14 protein-coding genes are annotated in these 17138 nt (G+C 71.8%); 5 read left to right on the forward strand and 9 right to left on the reverse strand.

Annotated elements, in window-relative coordinates; all coding sequences use genetic code 11:
- Positions 1-90: 90 nt before the first annotated feature.
- Together Q9S36_RS07600 and Q9S36_RS07605 are read right to left on the reverse strand one after the other, a co-directional pair.
- Positions 91-759 (reverse strand): O-methyltransferase, encoded by a 669-nt coding sequence (locus tag Q9S36_RS07600; RefSeq protein WP_311284600.1) that lies wholly within the window; start codon positions 757-759, stop codon positions 91-93.
- A 49-nt stretch (positions 760-808) separates the two neighbouring features.
- Positions 809-1609: an SGNH/GDSL hydrolase family protein gene (locus Q9S36_RS07605; RefSeq protein WP_311284601.1), complete on the reverse strand. Its 801-nt coding sequence runs from the start codon at positions 1607-1609 to the stop codon at positions 809-811.
- A gap of 88 nt (positions 1610-1697) precedes the next feature.
- Between Q9S36_RS07605 and Q9S36_RS07610 the strand changes: the two genes are divergently transcribed.
- Positions 1698-2948 carry an amino acid permease gene (locus tag Q9S36_RS07610; protein WP_311284602.1) on the forward strand — a complete coding sequence of 417 codons (1251 nt, stop codon included), beginning with the start codon at positions 1698-1700 and terminating at the stop codon, positions 2946-2948.
- Here Q9S36_RS07610 and hisS read toward each other — a convergent pair.
- From hisS to nhaA, 3 genes are read right to left on the reverse strand one after another with little or no spacing between them, the layout of a single operon-like run.
- The gene (gene hisS, locus Q9S36_RS07615; RefSeq protein ID WP_311285061.1) at positions 2932-4188 is read right to left on the reverse strand and encodes a histidine--tRNA ligase; all 1257 of its coding nucleotides are present in this window, start codon (positions 4186-4188) and stop codon (positions 2932-2934) included. The two genes, Q9S36_RS07610 and hisS, sit on opposite strands and share 17 nt — an antisense overlap.
- 31 nt (positions 4189-4219) lie before the next feature.
- Positions 4220-4987: a MazG family protein gene (locus tag Q9S36_RS07620; RefSeq protein WP_311284603.1), complete on the reverse strand. Its 768-nt coding sequence runs from the start codon at positions 4985-4987 to the stop codon at positions 4220-4222.
- Positions 4951-6102 carry a Na+/H+ antiporter NhaA gene (gene nhaA / locus Q9S36_RS07625; RefSeq protein WP_311284604.1) on the reverse strand — a complete coding sequence of 384 codons (1152 nt, stop codon included), beginning with the start codon at positions 6100-6102 and terminating at the stop codon, positions 4951-4953. Before nhaA ends, Q9S36_RS07620 begins: the two co-directional genes overlap by 37 nt.
- 166 nt (positions 6103-6268) lie before the next feature.
- Between nhaA and Q9S36_RS07630 the strand changes: the two genes are divergently transcribed.
- Positions 6269-8944, forward strand: a complete 2676-nt coding sequence (locus Q9S36_RS07630) for a phosphoenolpyruvate carboxylase (protein ID WP_311284605.1) — start codon at positions 6269-6271, stop codon at positions 8942-8944.
- Positions 8945-8966: 22 nt separating this feature from the next.
- Here Q9S36_RS07630 and Q9S36_RS07635 read toward each other — a convergent pair whose 3' ends face one another.
- A complete protein-coding gene (locus Q9S36_RS07635) occupies positions 8967-9566 on the reverse strand; it encodes a gamma carbonic anhydrase family protein (protein ID WP_311284606.1) in 600 nt (199 codons plus the stop codon).
- A gap of 132 nt (positions 9567-9698) precedes the next feature.
- On the opposite strand from Q9S36_RS07635, the gene gdhA reads away from it, so the two are divergent.
- Entirely contained in the window at positions 9699-11057 is a 1359-nt protein-coding gene (gene gdhA / locus Q9S36_RS07640; RefSeq protein WP_311284607.1) for an NADP-specific glutamate dehydrogenase, read from the forward strand.
- Positions 11058-11071: 14 nt separating this feature from the next.
- Here the strand turns inward: gdhA and mfd are convergent, their stop codons facing one another.
- Positions 11072-14710 carry a transcription-repair coupling factor gene (mfd, locus tag Q9S36_RS07645; protein ID WP_311284609.1) on the reverse strand — a complete coding sequence of 1213 codons (3639 nt, stop codon included), beginning with the start codon at positions 14708-14710 and terminating at the stop codon, positions 11072-11074.
- 114 nt (positions 14711-14824) lie between these two features.
- Between mfd and Q9S36_RS07650 the strand changes: the two genes are divergently transcribed.
- Positions 14825-15421: a hypothetical protein gene (locus tag Q9S36_RS07650; protein ID WP_396653729.1), complete on the forward strand. Its 597-nt coding sequence runs from the start codon at positions 14825-14827 to the stop codon at positions 15419-15421.
- Position 15422: 1 nt separating this feature from the next.
- Here Q9S36_RS07650 and pth read toward each other — a convergent pair whose 3' ends face one another.
- Both pth and Q9S36_RS07660 read right to left on the reverse strand, forming a co-directional pair.
- Complete coding sequence (pth, locus tag Q9S36_RS07655) at positions 15423-16007, reverse strand: aminoacyl-tRNA hydrolase (RefSeq protein WP_251451497.1); 585 nt, start codon at positions 16005-16007, stop codon at positions 15423-15425.
- Between the two features lie 92 nt (positions 16008-16099).
- On the reverse strand, positions 16100-16738 hold the full coding sequence (locus tag Q9S36_RS07660) for a 50S ribosomal protein L25/general stress protein Ctc (protein ID WP_311284611.1): 639 nt from the start codon (positions 16736-16738) through the stop codon (positions 16100-16102).
- Positions 16739-16984: 246 nt separating this feature from the next.
- On the opposite strand from Q9S36_RS07660, the gene Q9S36_RS07665 reads away from it, so the two are divergent.
- The gene (locus tag Q9S36_RS07665) at positions 16985-17107 is read left to right on the forward strand and encodes a hypothetical protein (RefSeq protein WP_285814540.1); all 123 of its coding nucleotides are present in this window, start codon (positions 16985-16987) and stop codon (positions 17105-17107) included.
- Positions 17108-17138: the final 31 nt, after the last annotated feature.

Here is a 17138-nt window from a genome sequence, read left to right on the forward strand (position 1 = left end):
GCTCCTTGCTTGTGGAGGGTGGTTCATGGGAGCGTCGTCGGTCCGCCCCCGAGTCTAGTGATGCCCGATGCCGGCGACATCGTCGCGCCGTCACACGAGCCGGGCGATGGCGATCCCGTCGTACCCCTTGAGGTCGAGGGTCTGCAGGGCGGTCGCATCGAAACGCGGGTCGCGGCCGAGCATCTCCAGGCCGCGCTGGGTGCCGATCACATCGGATCGCTCCGTCGCCGGATTGGCCACCTCTCCCGCGCGCCCGATGTTGTCGACCACGACGACGGTGCCGCTGTGCCCGAGGCGGGCCGCCCAGTCCAAGTAGATCGTGTTGGACTCCTTGTCGGCGTCGATGAACACCATGTCGAAGGGGTCCGCGCCGTCGAGGGTGGGCAGCACATCCGCGGCGCGGCCGAGGAGGATCTCCACCCGCTCGCCGACGCCCGCCCTATCGAGATTCGCCCGCGCCACCTCGGCGTTGCGCTCCTCGGCCTCGATCGTGACGACGCGTCCGCCCTCGGGCAGGGCGCGCGCGAGCCAGATCGTGGAGTAGCCGCCGAGCGTGCCGATCTCGAGCACTCTCCGGGCTCCCGATATGCGGGCCAGCAGATGCAGCAGCTTGCCGTTCACCGGCGCGACCTCGATGGCCGGCAGGCCGGCGGCCTGCTGATCGGCCACCGCACGTTCGAGCGCGTCGTCATGTCCGACGAGCGTGGCGGTGAGGTAGGCGTCGACGCGGCGGGCGAGATCGGCAGTGGGATCGGCCATGTGCTCAGCCAACAAGTCCCGCGCCGTGCCGTCAAGGACCGTCACGGGTTCAGTGCGCGCTCTCACCGGCATCCCGCAGCGCCGCCGACGCGGCGACGAGGAGCGCGTCGGCGGTCCGGCGGTACCCCAGGGCGCTGGGATGGAACCGGTCGAGGCTGAACATCTCGTCCGGTCGCGAGACGAACACCTCTCCCACGGCGCGGCGCAGCGAGACCGCCCGGGCTCCCGCCTTCGTCGCGGCGACGGCCTGCGCGTCGGCGAGCTGGCGCGACAGCCGCGACCCGAGCGCGCGCAGCGGCTGCGGCACCGCGCGCAGGGCGCCCAGGTCGGGGCAGGTGCCGACCACCACTTCGGCGCCGCGGCCGCGCAGACGCTCCACGGCCCGCGCGAGGTGCGCCGCGGCCAGCGAGACCGGCAGGCGGTGGGTGACGTCGTTGCCGCCCACCACGATGACGGCCAGCTCGGGCCTGTAGTCAGCCGGCAGTGCATCGATCTGACCGGCCAAGCCCGCCGATTCCGCGCCGACCACCGCGGCCGTCCGCAGCCGCACGGGACGTTGCTCCCGCCGGGCGAGGGCCTTGGCCAGACGCGCACCGAGGGTGTCCTTGGGGCGGGGAGCGCCCAGGCCCGCGGCGATGGAGTCTCCGAGCATGAGCAGGTCGAGCGGCTCGCCCGCCAGCGACGGCCGCCACACCCGGTCGGCGTCGGGCGCCTGCTCGCCCAGGGGCTTGCCGATCCGGCGCCGGGCCAGCGCCGCCTGGCGCCGCAGCACGGCACGCAGCGCCAGCGCACCGAGGGCGAGAAGGCCCGCGACGAGCGCGACGGCGAGAGCCAGGCGGGACCGGTGCATGGTCGGATCCGACCGGATGCCGGTGAACGGCATGTGTCGCGGCGGTGACGGGCGTCGGGGCGATCCCTCGCCGCGATACAGTGCCGCGGTGACCGCACCCTCGTTGTCGCGTCGTCTGGGCCTGCGCGACGCCGTCTTCATCGGCCTGGGCTCCATGATCGGCGCGGGGGTGTTCGCCGCGTTCGCCCCCGCCGCCGCGGCGGCCGGAAGCGGGCTGCTGATCGGGCTCGCCCTGGCGGCGGTCGTGGCCTTCGGAAACGCGACGTCCTCCGCGCAGCTCGCCGCGGCCCATCCGACGTCGGGTGGCACATACGCCTACGGCCGCGCCGAGCTCGGGCCGTGGTGGGGGTTCGTCGCCGGGTGGGGATTCGTCATCGGAAAGACCGCCAGCTGCGCCGCGATGGCGCTCACGTTCGCGGCGTACGCCGCACCGGAAGGGTGGGAGCGGGTGGTCGCCGCCGTCGCCGTGGTCGCGCTGGCGACGGTCAACTGGTTCGGGGTGACGCGCACGGCCGCCCTCACCCGCGTGATCGTCGTGGTCGTGCTGCTCTGCCTCACGGTCGCCGTCGCCGCGGCGGGCACGGCGCCGCGAGCCGACGTGCTCGGCGCCGACGCGCTGTGGACGGGCGGCTGGTACGGCATCCTCCAGTCCGCAGGACTGCTGTTCTTCGCCTTCGCCGGTTATGCACGGATCGCCACGATGGGCGAGGAGGTCCGCGATCCGGAGCGCACCATCCCCCGCGCCATCGTGCTCGCCTTCGCGGGGGCCGTCGTGGCCTACGCCGTCGTCGGCGTCTCGGTGCTGACCGCACTCGGGCCCGACGCCACCGCGGCGTCGACGGCGCCCGTCGCCGACGCGGTCGCCGGGTCCGCATGGCCCTGGGCCGAGCCGATCGTCCGCGTCGGAGCCGCGGCGGCCTCGCTCGGGGCGCTCCTGGCCCTCATCGCCGGCATCGGCCGCACGACCTTCGCCATGGCCCGCGAAGGCGACCTGCCGCACGCCCTGGCGGCGGTGCATCCGCGGTGGCGCGTCCCGCACCGTGCGGAGGCGGTCGTCGCGACCATCGTCGTCGGGGTGGTCCTGCTCGTCGACGTCCGCGGCGCGATCGGCTTCTCGTCCTTCGGCGTGCTCCTGTACTACTTCGTCGCCAACGTCGCCGCCTACCGCCAGCGTGGCGGGGTTCGGCGATACCCGCGGATGCTGCAGGCCATCGGCGCGGCCGGGTGCGGCATCCTGTGTCTGACCCTGCCGTGGCAGAGCGTCGTCGCAGGCGTGGCGGTGGTGGGAGCGGGCGTGCTCTACCGGCTCGTGCGACGGCGGGTCACGCGAGCGGCTTGACCTCGAGGCTCTCGCGCGCGGATCCCGCCGCGACGAGCGCGAACGCGCCGTAGCCGTCGGCGGCCGCACGTTCCAGCAGCGCTTTGAGGTTCTTGGTGCGCTGTTCGAGGCGCACCCGCGCGCCCTCGGCGACGAAGCGCGTCTTGAGGGCGAGCAGCTCGTCCAGCGGAACGTCGCGGTCGTGCACGAGGACGATCGCGGCGGCGGCGGTAGCGTCGTCCTTCGCGACGAGGTCGACGATGCGCTCGAAGCCGATCGAGAAGCCCACGGCCGGGACGTCCTGTCCGAGGAAGCGCCCGATCATGCCGTCGTAGCGTCCCCCGCCGCCGAGGGAGTACGACACGTCGGGGTGCGCGAGCTCGAAGATGGTGCCGGTGTAGTACCCCATCCCGCGGACCAGGAACGGGTCGAACACCAGGGGGCTCGCGTCGTCTGCGCCGAGGGCGGCGGCGACGGCGGCGCCCACGCCCGCCAGGTGCGCGACGACCTCGTCGGGGACTCCCGGGGGCAGAGCCGTTCGGATCGCCTCCGCGCCGAACGGCGCCGCCGGTGCGGGTGCGCGGTCGAGGAACTCCGCGAACTCCGCCACAGCGGCGGGATCGGCGCCGCGCTCGCGCAGCTCGGCGACGACCCCTTCCGGCCCGATCTTGTCGAGCTTGTCGATCGTGATGAGCACACCCGGGCGGTCCGCCTCGGCGAAGCCGAAGCTCGCCAGCATCCCATCGAGCGCGCGCCGGTCGTTGATGCGCACGTTCGCGCCGCGCAGCCCGAGGGCGTCCACGGCGTCGAGGGTCGCGACGATGAGCTCGGCCTCGGCGCGCGGCGCGGCGTCGCCGATGATGTCGATGTCGCACTGCACGAACTGGCGGTAGCGGCCCTTCTGCGGGCGTTCCGCACGCCACACCGGGGCGATCTGCACCGCACGGAAGACCGTCGGGAGTGCGCCGCGGTTCGTGGCGTAGAAGCGCGCGAGCGGCACCGTCAGGTCGTACCGCAGCCCGAGGTCGGTGAGGGCCGCGGGATCGTCGGCCGCGGCACGGATGGCGTCGGCGTCGAGGCCGCGCTTGAGCACGTTGTAGGCGAGCTTCTCGTTGTCGCCGCCGATGCCGGCGTGGAGACGGCCGTGCTCCTCCATCACGGGGGTCTCGATCTCGTCGAACCCGTGCGCACGGTAGCGCTCGCGGATGACGGCGAGCACTCGCTCGCGTCGGGCCTTGTCGGCGGGCAGGAAGTCGCGCATGCCGCGCGGCGGATTCACGGAGGGCACCGCCCTAGTCTTCCAGATCACCCGATTCCGCCGCCCGGATGTCGGTCTGCAGCATCCGCAGCCGCTCCCGGAGTGCGCGCTCGGCATCCCACCCCTGCGCCCGGGCGGTCGCGACGAGGGCGAGCAGCGCCTCGCCGAGCTCCGCCTCCGACCCAGGAGCCGCCCCCGGCCCTGCACCCGGCCTCGGACCGCGAGAGTGCTCCTCACCGCCGAGCGGGTGGTCGGCGCCCGCCCCCTCGTCACGGGGATGTGCTCTCGCGGGCAGATCGGGCGACGCGCCGATGCGGGCGGCCTTCCCGAGCAGCTTCTGGGCCAGGGCGAGAGTCGGCATGCGCTGACTCACGCCGTCCAGGATGCTGGTGCGCGAGGACTTCTCGGCCGCTTTCGCGGCGTTCCAGTGGACCAGCACCTCTTCGGGCGTCGTCGCGGTCTCGCCGGCGAAGACATGGGGGTGCCGGCGGATCATCTTGTCGGAGAGCCCGCGGGCCACATCGTCGATGTCGAAGGGGGCAGCCGGGTCGCGCGAGGCGATCTCGGCGTGGAACAGCACCTGCCACAGCAGGTCGCCCAGTTCCTCACGCAGCTCTTCGCGCGAACCGGACTCGATCGCGTCGATGAGCTCCGCCGCCTCCTCTTCGAGGTACGCCACGAGCGCGCGGTGGTCGATCTGCTGCGTCCACACGCAGCGGTCGCGCACCGCGCGCATGACCTCCGCCGCTTCGCGCAGCGGATCGGTCACTGCATCGCCGCTTCGAGCCGCCGGTAGTGCCATGCCCGCCACGATACGAGACCCGCGGCCAGCGCGAGCGAGATCATCGACCCGGCGAGCACGCCCAGGGTCGCCTCGTCGCGCAGCAGCGCCTGATCAGCGAAGGCGAGCTCGCTCAGCAGCAGCGACACCGTGAACCCGATCCCGCCGAGCGCGCCGGCGGCCAGCAGGTCGGTGAAGCTCAGGTGCGGCGCCGCGCCGCGCGCGCCGATCCGCAGCGACACCCACCCGAACAGGGCGATGCCGATGATCTTGCCCACCGGGAGCGCGACGGCGATGCCCCAGAACGCCGGGGACAGCTGCGTCGGCGAAACCTGCGGGATGACCACGAGCGCCGCCGAGAACGCGAACAGCGGCAGCACCACCGCGTTCACCCACGGCTCGAGCACGTGGCGGGTGCGCAGCGCCGGCTGCTGGCTCATCGCCAGGCCGAGGGCGACGCCGGCGATCGTGGCGTGGACGCCCGACAGATAGGTCAGCGCCCACGCGACCACGGCGATGACGATGAGGGCCACGACGAGCGGCGCACTGCGTCGATCTCCGAGCCGGCGACTGAGGAATCCGAACAGGACGACCAGAAGGGCGGCGCCGCCGAGCATGGCGTAGTTGACGTCGGTGGTGAACAGCACCGCGATGAAGATGATGCCCACGATGTCGTCCAGGATCGCCAAGGCGAGCAGGAACACGCGCAGGGCGGGCGGGAGGCCGCGGCCGAAGACGGCGAGCACCCCGAGCGCGAAGGCGATGTCGGTGGCCGTGGGGATCGGCCAGCCGCGTGCGGCGTCCGAGCCCCAGGCGAACAGGAGGAAGACGGCGATGGGCACGATCACGCCGCCCGCCGCGGCGATCGCGGGCTGGATCGCCTTCTTCGCCGAGTTCAGCTGGCCGTTGGTGAGCTCGAACTGCAGCTCGACCGCGACGACGAAGAAGAAGACCGCGAGCAGGCCGTCCTTGATCCAGTGCGAGATCGAGAGCTCGAACACCCCGGGGATGCCGAGGTAGGTGTGCATGAGCTGGTCGACGCCCCCGCCGAGCGGGGAATTGGCCACGATGAGACCCAGGGCGGCGGCGGCCAGAAGCACCATCGCGGGGAAGCGCGCAGAGCGAAACAGGGACATGGAATCCTTCCGTGGGTCCGGTGACGGGTGGGCAGAGCCCACCGCCGACCAGACTTCCCGGCACACCGCCGACCAGCGTACCGAACCGGCCTGGACGTCGCCCGGATGCGTCACACCGTGACACCGCGTCACGTCGCGGTGATCTCACGGCGATAGCGTGGAGTCCATGCGTGAGCCCACCCAGACCGAAGCGATCGACCTCGTGGGACGGTTCGAGGCCGGCCAGGAGATTCCCGAGCGCATGCGCGCGGATGTGCGCATGCTCGGCTCCCTCCTGGGCCGCGTACTGCGCGAGAGCGGCTCGCCCGGACTGTACGAGGACGTCGAGCGTCTGCGCGTCGCGACGATCCAGGCATACACCGACGAGACGCCCGCCGCCGTCGAGCGCGCCGAGGCGATCGCGAACTCGTTCAGCGTCTCGCGGGCCGACGAGGTCGCCCGCGCCTTCACCGCCTACTTCCACCTGGTGAACCTCGCTGAGGAGCACCAGCGCGTGCGCATCCTGCGTGAGCGCGACGGACGCCCCGACCGCGAGGAGGCCACGGATTCTGTGGCGGCGGCGTTCGTGCGCCTGTCGGCCGAGGTCGGCGACGAGACCGCCCTCGCGCGTCTGCAGTCCCTGCGGTTCCACCCCGTCTTCACCGCGCACCCGACCGAGGCCCGGCGCCGAGCCGTCTCGTCGAGCGTCCGACGTCTGTCCACCCTGCTCGACGAACACGACGCGTCGCTGCGCAACGGCGCCGACCAGCGCCGCGCCGAGCGTCGCATGCTCGAGGAGATCGACACGCTGTGGCGCACGGCGCCGCTGCGGGCCGAGAAGCCGACCCCCACCGACGAGGTTCGCGCCGTGATGGGCGTGTTCGACGAGACCCTGTACACCGCCATCCCCCACGTCTACCGGCGCATCGACGACGCCCTGCAGGGTCCGGGGGCGGGTGGCCGCGCCCCCGTCGTGCGGCCCTTCGTCCGCATCGGCTCCTGGGTGGGCGGCGATCGCGACGGCAACCCGTTCGTCACCGCGTCCGTCACCCGCAAGGCCGCGAAGATCGCCAGCGAGCACGTGCTCCTGGGCCTGGAGGCGAGCGCCAGCCGCATCGGGCGCACGATGACCCTGGATGCCGCCACCACGCCTCCGAGCGATGCGCTTGTCGCCCTCTGGCACTCGCTCAAAGCCGCCGATGAGGACGCCGCCAACGACATCGCGAAGCGCTCGCCGAACGAGCCGCACCGGCGCATCCTGCTGCTGATCGCGCGGAAGATCGCCGCGACCCGCGAGCGCGACGCCGACCGCGCGTATCGGACACCGGACGAGCTGCTGGCCGACCTGCGCACGGTCCAGGACTCCCTGGTGCGGGCCGGTGCCGCCCGGCAGGCGTACGGACACCTGCAGCAGCTGCTGTGGCAGGCGGAGACCTACGGCTTCCACCTCACCGAGCTCGAGGTCCGCCAGCACTCCGCCGTCCACCGGAAGGTGCTCGCCGAGCTGGATGCCGGTGGCCCGCGCTCGGAGCAGACCGACGAAGTGCTGGACGTCTTCCGCGCGGTGGCTTTCCTGCAGGACCGTTACGGTCCGCGCGCCGCCGGCCGCTACATCGTGTCGTTCACGCAGTCCGCCGACGACCTCGCCGCCGTGCACCGTCTCGCCCGGTACGCCGTGGGGCCGGACGGCACTCCCCCGGTGCTGGATGTCATCCCCCTCTTCGAGACCTTCGCCGATCTGCAGGCCGCGCCCGACATCCTGGCCGAGGTCATGCGGCATCCGGAATTCACCGCCCGGCTGGACGCGACCGGACGACGCCTGGAGGTCATGCTCGGCTACTCCGACTCGTCGAAGGACGTCGGCCCCGTCGCCGCGAACCTCGCCCTCTACACCGCTCAGGCCCGCATCTCGGAGTGGGCGCGGTCCGAGGGCATCGAGCTCACCCTGTTCCACGGTCGCGGCGGAGCGCTCGGCCGCGGCGGTGGGCCCGCGAACTCGGCGATCCTCGCGCAGCCCCCGCACTCGGTCGACGGCAGGTTCAAGCTCACCGAGCAGGGCGAGGTCATCTTCGCCCGGTACGGGGACCCCGCCATCGCGATGCGGCACATCGACCAGGTGGCCGCGGCGGTGCTCCTGGCCTCGGCGCCGTCGATCGAGCAGCGCAACTCCGCCGCCGCCGAGCGCTACGCCGCGATCGCCGCGACGATGGACGCCGCCTCGCGGGAGCGCTTCTTCTCGCTGGTCAAGGCACCGGGCTTCGCCCCCTGGTTCGCGCAGGTGACGCCGATGGAGGAGATCGGCCTGCTGGCGCTCGGCTCCCGGCCGGCTCGACGCGGGCTGTCGGTGGAGTCGCTGGAGGACCTCCGCGCCATCCCGTGGGTCTTCGCCTGGACGCAGGCCCGCATCAACCTCGCCGGCTGGTTCGGCCTCGGCACGGCCCTCGACGCGGTCGGAGACGAGGACCTGCTGCGGGAGGCCTACGAGCAGTGGCCGCTCTTCCGCACGATGATCGACAACGTGGCGATGAGCCTGGCCAAGGCCGACACCCGCATCGCGCGGCGCTACCTCGAGCTCGGCGACCGCGACGAGCTGGCCCAGCTGGTGCTCGACGAGATGGCGGTCACGCGCAACTGGGTCGTGCGCCTGACCGGGGGCACCGAGCTGCTCGGGAACAAGCCCGTGCTGCAACGCGCGGTGAAGATGCGCAGCCCCTACGTCGACGCGCTCTCGCTGCTGCAGCTGCGGGCGCTGCGCGCGCTCCGGGATGCCGCGAGGCAGAGCGCGGAGCCCGATCCCGAGCAGCAGCGACTGCTGCTGCTCTCGGTGAGCGGCGTCGCGGCCGGACTGCAGAACACCGGCTGAGCGGGCCTGCGCCGCCCGCCGGTCAGTCGGCCCGGCGGTCGTCCGCATGCCGGGCGAGGCTGCGGCCGTACCGCTCGGTGAGCTGGACCATGAGGTCGGGGGTCGACCGGTCGAGTCCGAAGACGTAGCCGGGGAAGTCCAGTTCGCGCTGGGCCGCCCAGATCTCGTTGTGCCGGTCGGGTGAGAGGATCTGCAGCGGTTCGCCGACGGCGACCCACCCGATGGGCACGACGGCGTCTTCGGGCAGCTCGGTGCGCAGGTGCACGACGGCGTTGATGCGCACTTCGCTGCGCGCCCCGATCCGGGCCCCGTTGAAGATCCGCGTCCCCGTCGCCAGGAACACCTCGTCGCCGACCGTCGCGCCCGACACGCTCGCCATCGGTCCGACCAGGACGTGATCGCCGATGTGCACGGGATTGGTCGAGGTCGCGCGGATGAGCGCGTTCTCCATCACGATCACGTTCTCGCCCAGGGTGATCGCCCCGCCCTCGGCGGTGATGACCGCCCCGTGCAGCACCTGGCAGTCGGCGCCGATCACGACGTCCCCGCTGATCACGGCGGTCGGCGCGATGACGGCGTCCGGATGGATGCGGGGCCGCGCCCCGAGGTGCTCGAACTGCATCGTCCCTCCCTCGTCGCTGCTCAGCGTAACGCCGGGCGGCGTCACACGTGCGAACGCGCTCCGCGCGCGTGGGTAGGGTGAAACCGCGCCGGCTCTCTGCTGCTGCGCTCCGCCCATCCGGAAAGCTCCACGATGACCACGTCGCCCCGCGCCCTCCCGGCGCCCGTTCAGTCCGTCCTCGACACCGTCCATGCCCGCAATCCTCACGAGCCGGAGTTCCTGCAGGCGGTGCACGAGGTGCTCGAGTCGATCGCCCCCGTCCTCGAGACGCACCCGCGGTTCGTCGAGGACGGCATCCTGGAGCGTCTGGTGGAGCCGGAGCGACAGATCCTGTTCCGTGTGCCCTGGGTGGACGACGCCGGCCGGCTGCAGGTGAACCGGGGGTTCCGCGTGCAGTTCTCGTCCGTGCTCGGCCCCTACAAGGGCGGGCTTCGGTTCCACTCCTCGGTGAACCTCTCCATCATCAAGTTCCTCGGGTTCGAGCAGGTGTTCAAGAACGCCCTCACCGGTCAGGGCATCGGCGGCGCCAAAGGCGGCAGCGACTTCGACCCCCACGGCCGTTCGGACGCCGAAGTCATGCGCTTCTGTCAATCGTTCATGAACGAGCTGTACCGGCACCTCGGCGAGCACACCGACGTCCCGGCGGGCGACATCGGCGTGGGCGCGCGCGAGATCGGCTACCTCTTCGGCCAGTACCGCAAGATCACCAACCGGCACGAGTCGGGGATGTTCACCGGGAAAGGCGTGCAGTGGGGTGGCGCGGAGGTGCGCACCGAGGCGACCGGCTACGGCGTGGTGTTCTTCGTCCAGGAGATGCTGGGGGTCCAGGGCGACTCGCTCGACGGCAAGCGCGTCGCCGTCTCCGGGTCCGGCAACGTCGCGGTCTACGCCATCGCGAAGGCATGGCAGATGGGGGCGACACCGGTCACCGCCTCGGATTCATCCGGGTATGTGGTCGACGACGCCGGGATCGACCTCGAGGTCCTGCGCCAGGTGAAAGAGGTCGAGCGCGGCCGCATCCGCGATTACGCGGCCCGCCGCCCGAGCGCCCGCTTCGTCGAGGGCGCGCGACCGTGGGAGGTGCCGGTGGATGTCGCGATCCCCTCCGCCACGCAGAACGAACTCGACCAGGCCGACGCGCTCACTCTGGTGGGCAACGGCGTCCGAGCGGTCGCCGAAGGCGCGAACATGCCCAGCACCCCCGACGCCGTGCATGCGCTGCAGCAGGCCGGCGTGCTGTTCGGGCCCGGCAAGGCCGCGAACGCCGGAGGCGTGGCCACCTCCGCGCTGGAGATGAGCCAGAACGCGTCCCGGCAGCGGTGGAGCTTCGGCGACAGCGAGGCGAAGCTGCGCGCCATCATGGGCGGGGTCCACGATGCGGCGTTCACAGCCGCCGAGCGGTACGGCCGCCCCGGCGACTATGTCGTCGGGGCCAACTGCGCCGGGTTCGAGCGGGTCGCCCACGCCATGCAGGCGCAGGGCGTCATCTGAGCCGGCGGTGAACGTCAGCCGCCCGCGTCGACAGTGGCGGGCTCTGCCTTCTTGACGGGCCACAGCTGGTCGAGCAGCTGCCCGACCCACGCGATCAGGTCGGCATCGCCCACGGCCTCGCCCGCCGCCGTCGGCAGCGGCACCACGAGGGCGTCGCCCCCCGACAGGAGCTTGGCCTTGGGGTAGAGCCGCTGCAGGCGCACGCGCATCGAATCGGGCAGGTGCGCGGGCGCGATCCGCAGGTTCGGCCCCATGGCGACGACGTCGGCGAGTCCGGCGTGCGCCGCACGCCGCCGCAGTCGCGCCACCTCGATGAGCCCCTCGACCTCGGCGGGGAGGTCGCCATAGCGGTCGGTGAGCTCGTCGATGACGAGGTCGATCGCGTCGTCCTTCGCGGTGACGGATGCCGCGGCCGAGAGCTTCTGGTAGGCCTCCAGTCGCAGGCGCTCGCTGTCGATGTAGGACTCCGGGATGCGCGCCTGCACGGGCAGTTCGAGTCGCAGCTCGGCGGGGCCCTCGGTCTCTTCACCGCGGAACGCCGAGACGGCCTCGCCGATCATGCGCAGGTAGAGGTCGAAGCCGACGCCGGCGATGTGGCCGGCCTGCTCGCCGCCCAGGAGGTTGCCCGCCCCGCGCAGCTCGAGGTCCTTCAGCGCGACCTGCATGCCGCTGCCGAGGTCGTTGTTCACCGCGATCGTCTCGAGGCGGTCGGCGGCCGTCTCGGACAGGGGCTTGTTCTCGTCGTAGAGGAAGTAGGCGTACGCCCGCTCGCGCGCGCGACCCACTCGCCCGCGCAGCTGGTGCAGCTGGGACAGACCGTACTTGTCGGCTCGGTCGATGATGATCGTGTTCGCGTTGGCGATGTCGAGGCCGGTCTCGATGATGGTGGTCGACACGAGCACGTCGGCGCGCCGCTCCCAGAAGTCGTCCACGACCTGCTCGAGCTGGTGCTCCCCCATCTGGCCGTGCGCGACGACCACGCGGGCCTCGGGAACGAGCTCTGCCAGGTGGGCGGCCACGCGCTGGATGGACTGCACCCGGTTGTGCACGTAGAACACCTGCCCTTCGCGCAGCAGCTCCCGGCGGATCGCCGCCGCGATCTGCTTGTCGTTGCGCGGTCCGACGTACGACAGGATCGGATGCCGATCCTCGGGCGGGGTCTGCAGCGTCGACATCTCGCGGATGCCGGTGACCGCCATCTCGAGCGTGCGGGGAATCGGGGTGGCGCTCATCGCGAGGATGTCGACGTTCGTCTTGAGCTTCTTCAGGCTGTCCTTGTGCTCGACGCCGAACCGCTGCTCCTCGTCGATGATCATGAGCCCGAGGTCCTTGAAGATCACCTTCTCGGTCAGGATGCGATGCGTGCCGATCACCATGTCGACGGTGCCGTCCGAGAGGCCCTCGATCACCTCGCGGGCCTGCTTGTCGGTCTGGAACCGCGACAGGGCCTTCACCTTGACCGGGAATCCGGCGAAGCGCTCGGTGAAGGTCTCGAGGTGCTGCTTGACCAGAAGGGTCGTGGGGACGAGCATCGCAACCTGCTTGCCGTCCTGGATCGCCTTGAAGGCGGCGCGGACGGCGACCTCCGTCTTGCCGAAGCCCACGTCGCCCGACAGCAGCCTGTCCATGGGGATCGGCTTCTCCATATCGGCCTTGATCTCGTCGATCGTCTGCAGCTGATCCGGGGTCTCGGCGAACGGGAACGCCTCTTCCAACTCGCGCTGCCACGGCGAGTCCGGCCCGAACGCATGCCCCTTGGCCGCCATCCGCGCGGAGTAGAGCTTCACCAGCTCGACGGCGATGTCGCGCACGGCCTTGCGCGCCTTGCCCTTGGCCTGCGCCCAGTCGCTGCCGCCCATCTTCGACAGCGTGGGGGCCTCGCCGCCCACGTAGCGCGAGAGCAGGTCGAGCTGGTCGGTGGGGACGAACAGCTTGTCGCCCGGATATCCGCGCTTGCTGGGCGCGTACTCGAGCACGAGGTACTCGCGCACGCTCTTGACGGCATTGCGGCCGCCGCTGGAGACCTCGCGCTGGGTGAGCTCGACGAACCGGCCGATCCCGTGCGTGGTGTGCACCACGTAGTCGCCGGTCTTCAGCTGCAGCGGGTCGACGACGTTGCGACGCCGCGACGCGAGCTTCTTGACCACACGCTGATCGCCGCCGATCGTGCGGCCGTAGAACTCGGCCTCGGTGAGCACGGCGAGCTTTGCCTCTTCGCTCTCGAATCCGCGCTCCAGCGACGAGATGACCAGCTGGGCGACGCCCGGCTCGGGCGCGTCGCCCACGTGGTCGACGCGGCGTGCCGCGATACCCCGGTCGGAGAGCACATCGCCAGCTCGCTCGACCAGACCGGTTCCGGAGGCGGCGACCACGACGCGCCAGCCGTCGGCCAGAAGCGCCCCGACGTGCTCGGTCGCGCCGTCGACGTTGCCGTGGAACGCCGGCACGGCGGCACCGCGGACGCGGATGGCGGCGGACTGCTCGAGCGCCACGTCGATGTCGAGGAGGCCCTCGGCCGAGGCGTCCGCCGCCCCGGAGTCGAAGGAGCTGAGCGTCCACCACACGTCGTCGCGCTCCCGCGCCACGTCGCGCAGGCGCGGCAGCGTGACGAAATCGCCGGCGCCGAGGCTCGCGCTCACCGCGGAGGTGTCGACGGGCATGTCCGCGCCCGCTGTCGCGGCGCTCCAGGCCGCGTCGAGGAACTCGCGGTTGGTGTCGCCGAGCGTCAGTGCCCGCGTGACGCACCGCTCGGGTTCGACGAGGCACACCGCGCCGCCCGCAGGCAGATAGTCCACGAGGGTGACCAGGCCGTCGAGGACCACCGGCATGAGGGACTCCATACCCTCGACCGGGATGCCCTCGGACATCTTCTCGAGCATGCCGCCGAGACCCGGCAGCGTGTCGCGCAGTTCGCGGGCGCGCGTGCGCACCGCATCGGTGAGCAGCAGCTCGCGACCGGCGAGCAGCACCACGTCGGGGACATCGCCCGGGAGCGAACGCTGATCGGCGACGGAGAACGCACGGATCTGATCGATCTCGTCGCCGAAGAACTCCACCCGGAAGGGGTGGGCCGCCGTCGGCGGGAAGACGTCGAGGATGCCGCCGCGCACCGCGAACTCGCCGCGGCGCGACACCATGTCGACACGGTGATAGGCCAGGGTCACCAGCTGCTCGACGATGTCGGACAGTTCGTGGCCGCGCCCGCCCATGTCGAGCCGGATGGGCGGGGCATCGGCCAGGCCCGGGGCGAGCGGCTGGATCGCGGCACGCACGGACGCCGTGATCACGAGCGGCGCGGCGCCGTCCCAGGCCGCGATCGCGGCGAGGATCTCGAGGCGACGGCCGACCGTCTCGGCGGACGGACTGAGCCGCTCGTGCGGCAGGGTCTCCCACGCCGGGAAGTGCAGGACCTGCGCGCCCGGCAGCAGCGCCTCCAGTGCGGGCCCGAGGGCTTCCGCGCGCCGCCCGGTCGGGGCGACGGCGAGGAGGGCCGGCGGACGGCCGGCTCCTCGGCGGCGCTCGACGAGTGCCGCCAGCAAAGGGGCGTCCAGGCCTTCGACCAGCGAGAAGTCGGCGTCGACGGATGCCGCACCCACCGCATCCTGAAACGACTCAGCCTGTTCGAGGGCGCGAAGGATCCCGGGAACTGTCACCGGAAGAGTCTACGTCCGACCGGCGACCCCGGCGGCGGCCTCCTGCCCCGCGCGGCCCGGCGCCGACGGAGCGCTCGTCGATCGCTCTGGGACCTCGCCCGGGCCGCAAATAGGATGAGTGTCGTGAGCGATCGCCCGGAGCAGAGCCCGACGCCCCCGCCAGGGTGGGCGGCCCCCGCAACCCCGCCGTTCGGACCACCGCCGGGCTCCCCCGCGACTCCCCCGGCCGCCGGCCCGCACGGCATGCCGGCCGGCTACGGCGGGCCCGGTGCCCGCTACGCCCCGCCGGGCATGCCCCCCGTGGCGACCGCCCCCGCCGCGCCGGCGACACCGGCGCTGGGCATCGTGTCGCTGGTGCTCGCGCTCATCGCCGCGGTCGGCGCGACCCTCGTCGGCGCGTGGGCCGCCTTCCGGATCGGAATGGGGGCGGGGTCCGAGATCGCACTGCGCCCGATGGACATGAACGTCGACTGGTCCGTGCTCTCGCCCGTGCGTGACCTCGTGCTCCTCGCCGAGGCGTCGTTCTGGATCGGCACCGTCCTCGGCGTCTGGGCTCTGGTGCAGGGTATCGTCGCGATCCTCCGACGGCGCGGCCGCGGCTACGCGATCGCCGCCGTGGTGATCGCCGTTTTCGGACCCGCGATCTTCTTCACCGCCGTCCAGGCCGCACTCACCGCGGGGTTCGGCGCCGGCAGCAGCATCGGCGGATGAGTCACGCGCGCGGCGCGTGGTGCTTCTGCTGCGCTGCGACGAGTCCTTCGTCGATGAGCTGCTCCACCGCGTCGGCGGCGTCGGCGATGAGGTTCGGAAGGGTGGTCCGCTCCGCGGCGCCGAACGGATCCAGGACCCAGTCCGCGGCATCCTGACGTCCGGGCGGTCGGCCGATGCCGACCCGGACGCGAGGGAAGTCCGCCGTGCCGAGCGCCTTGGCGACGTCGCGGACGCCGTTGTGGCCGCCGTGACCGCCGCCGGTCTTGAGCTTGATCGTGTCGAACGGGATGTCGAGCTCGTCGTGGACGACGACGACGCGGTCGGGGTCGAGGCCGTAGAAGCGTGCGAGCTGCGACACCGGACCGCCCGAGACGTTCATGAACGAGTTCGGCTTGGCCAGCACCAGCTTGGCGCCGCCCGGACGCAGCCACGTCTCGGCGACCCGGGCGTTGGCCTTGTGGGCGCGGAAGGTCTCCCCCCGCCGCGCGGCGAGCTCGTCGAGGACCATCTGCCCGATGTTGTGACGGGTCTGCTCGTATCGTGGGCCGGGGTTTCCGAGCCCCACGACGAGCCATGACTCGGCCATGCGCTCTCCTTCTCGTCGGCCCCGCCGCAGCAGGCCCGGGAACAGGAAGAGGGGGCGCGGCATCCGCACCCCCTCGACCCGATCGATTCGACTTACTCGGAAGCGGCCTCGTCGGAGGACTCCTCCGACGTCGACGCCTCGGCGCCGGCCTCGTCCTCGTCGGCGGCGTCCTCGGGCAGCTCTTCGGCGGCCGGAACGGAGATCGCCACGATGAGCGTCTCGGGGTCGGCGGCCAGCGACGCGCCCTTGGGGAGCGTCAGCTCGCCGGCGGTGATGTGCGTTCCCTCTTCGAGGCCGTCCACGTCGACCTCGACGTGCTCGGGGATGTGCATGGCCTCGACCTCGAGCAGGATGGTCTGCGCGTCGAGGTTGACGATCGTGCCGGCGAAGGACTCGCCGTGGACGACGACGGGCACGTCGACCTGGATCTTCTCGCCCTTCTTCACCACGAGCAGGTCGATGTGCTCGATGATCTGGTGCACGGGGTCCTTCTGGACGTCCTTGACCAGCGCGAGGTGCGAAGCGCCTTCGATGTCGAGCTCGAGCACCGCGTTCGCGCGGCGAATGAGCAGCGCGGTCTGGTGGCCCGGCAGCGCGACGTGCACCGGGTCGGTGCCGTGGCCGTAGATGACGGCGGGGATCTTGCCGGCCGCGCGAAGACGGCGGGCGAAGCCCTTGCCGAAGTTCGAGCGGACTTCGGCCTGGACCTTGGTGTCGATGTCCTGCGACATGGTTCTCTCCTCGCGGGCGCGTCGGCCCGTTCTTGATCGGGCGGGGGCCCGGGGTATCAGGGGTCTGGATTCGACTCGAACGCGAGCGCGTGAGGAACCGTGAGCCTCCACACCCTCGTCGATCACGGATGCCGCATGCGACCCTGCGGCCGATACGAGGCGTCCCTCGCCGAAGTACAGTGGGAGAGTCTACCAGCGCTGCCGGTACGATGAGGAACGCACGCGAACCGGCGACGGAGGACCCCCATGGAGTACGGCTTTCTTTCCCACCTTCTGCTCTGGCTGATCGGTGCGATGACGGCCGTCGGGGCCGTCCTGGCCGTCGGCGCCTTCTGGACGATGGGCCGCCAGGGCTACCGTCAGGACTGAGCCGCCGCGCGCGGGAGCGCTCCGCAGTGTC

It is taken from the genome of Microbacterium sp. ARD31 (assembly GCF_031844425.1).

Coding starts and splice junctions, on each gene's coding strand:
- Q9S36_RS07600 (WP_311284600.1), bottom strand. CDS start 759: ATGGCCGATCCCACTGCCGATCTCGCCCGCCGCGTCGACGCCTACCTC.
- Q9S36_RS07605 (WP_311284601.1), bottom strand. CDS start 1,609: ATGCACCGGTCCCGCCTGGCTCTCGCCGTCGCGCTCGTCGCGGGCCTT.
- hisS (WP_311285061.1), bottom strand. CDS start 4,188: ATGCGCGACTTCCTGCCCGCCGACAAGGCCCGACGCGAGCGAGTGCTC.
- Q9S36_RS07620 (WP_311284603.1), bottom strand. CDS start 4,987: ATGGCACTACCGGCGGCTCGAAGCGGCGATGCAGTGACCGATCCGCTG.
- nhaA (WP_311284604.1), bottom strand. CDS start 6,102: ATGTCCCTGTTTCGCTCTGCGCGCTTCCCCGCGATGGTGCTTCTGGCC.
- Q9S36_RS07630 (WP_311284605.1), top strand. CDS start 6,269: ATGCGTGAGCCCACCCAGACCGAAGCGATCGACCTCGTGGGACGGTTC.
- Q9S36_RS07635 (WP_311284606.1), bottom strand. CDS start 9,566: ATGCAGTTCGAGCACCTCGGGGCGCGGCCCCGCATCCATCCGGACGCC.
- gdhA (WP_311284607.1), top strand. CDS start 9,699: ATGACCACGTCGCCCCGCGCCCTCCCGGCGCCCGTTCAGTCCGTCCTC.
- Q9S36_RS07650 (WP_396653729.1), top strand. CDS start 14,825: ATGAGTGTCGTGAGCGATCGCCCGGAGCAGAGCCCGACGCCCCCGCCA.
- pth (WP_251451497.1), bottom strand. CDS start 16,007: ATGGCCGAGTCATGGCTCGTCGTGGGGCTCGGAAACCCCGGCCCACGA.
- Q9S36_RS07660 (WP_311284611.1), bottom strand. CDS start 16,738: ATGTCGCAGGACATCGACACCAAGGTCCAGGCCGAAGTCCGCTCGAAC.
- Q9S36_RS07665 (WP_285814540.1), top strand. CDS start 16,985: ATGGAGTACGGCTTTCTTTCCCACCTTCTGCTCTGGCTGATCGGTGCG.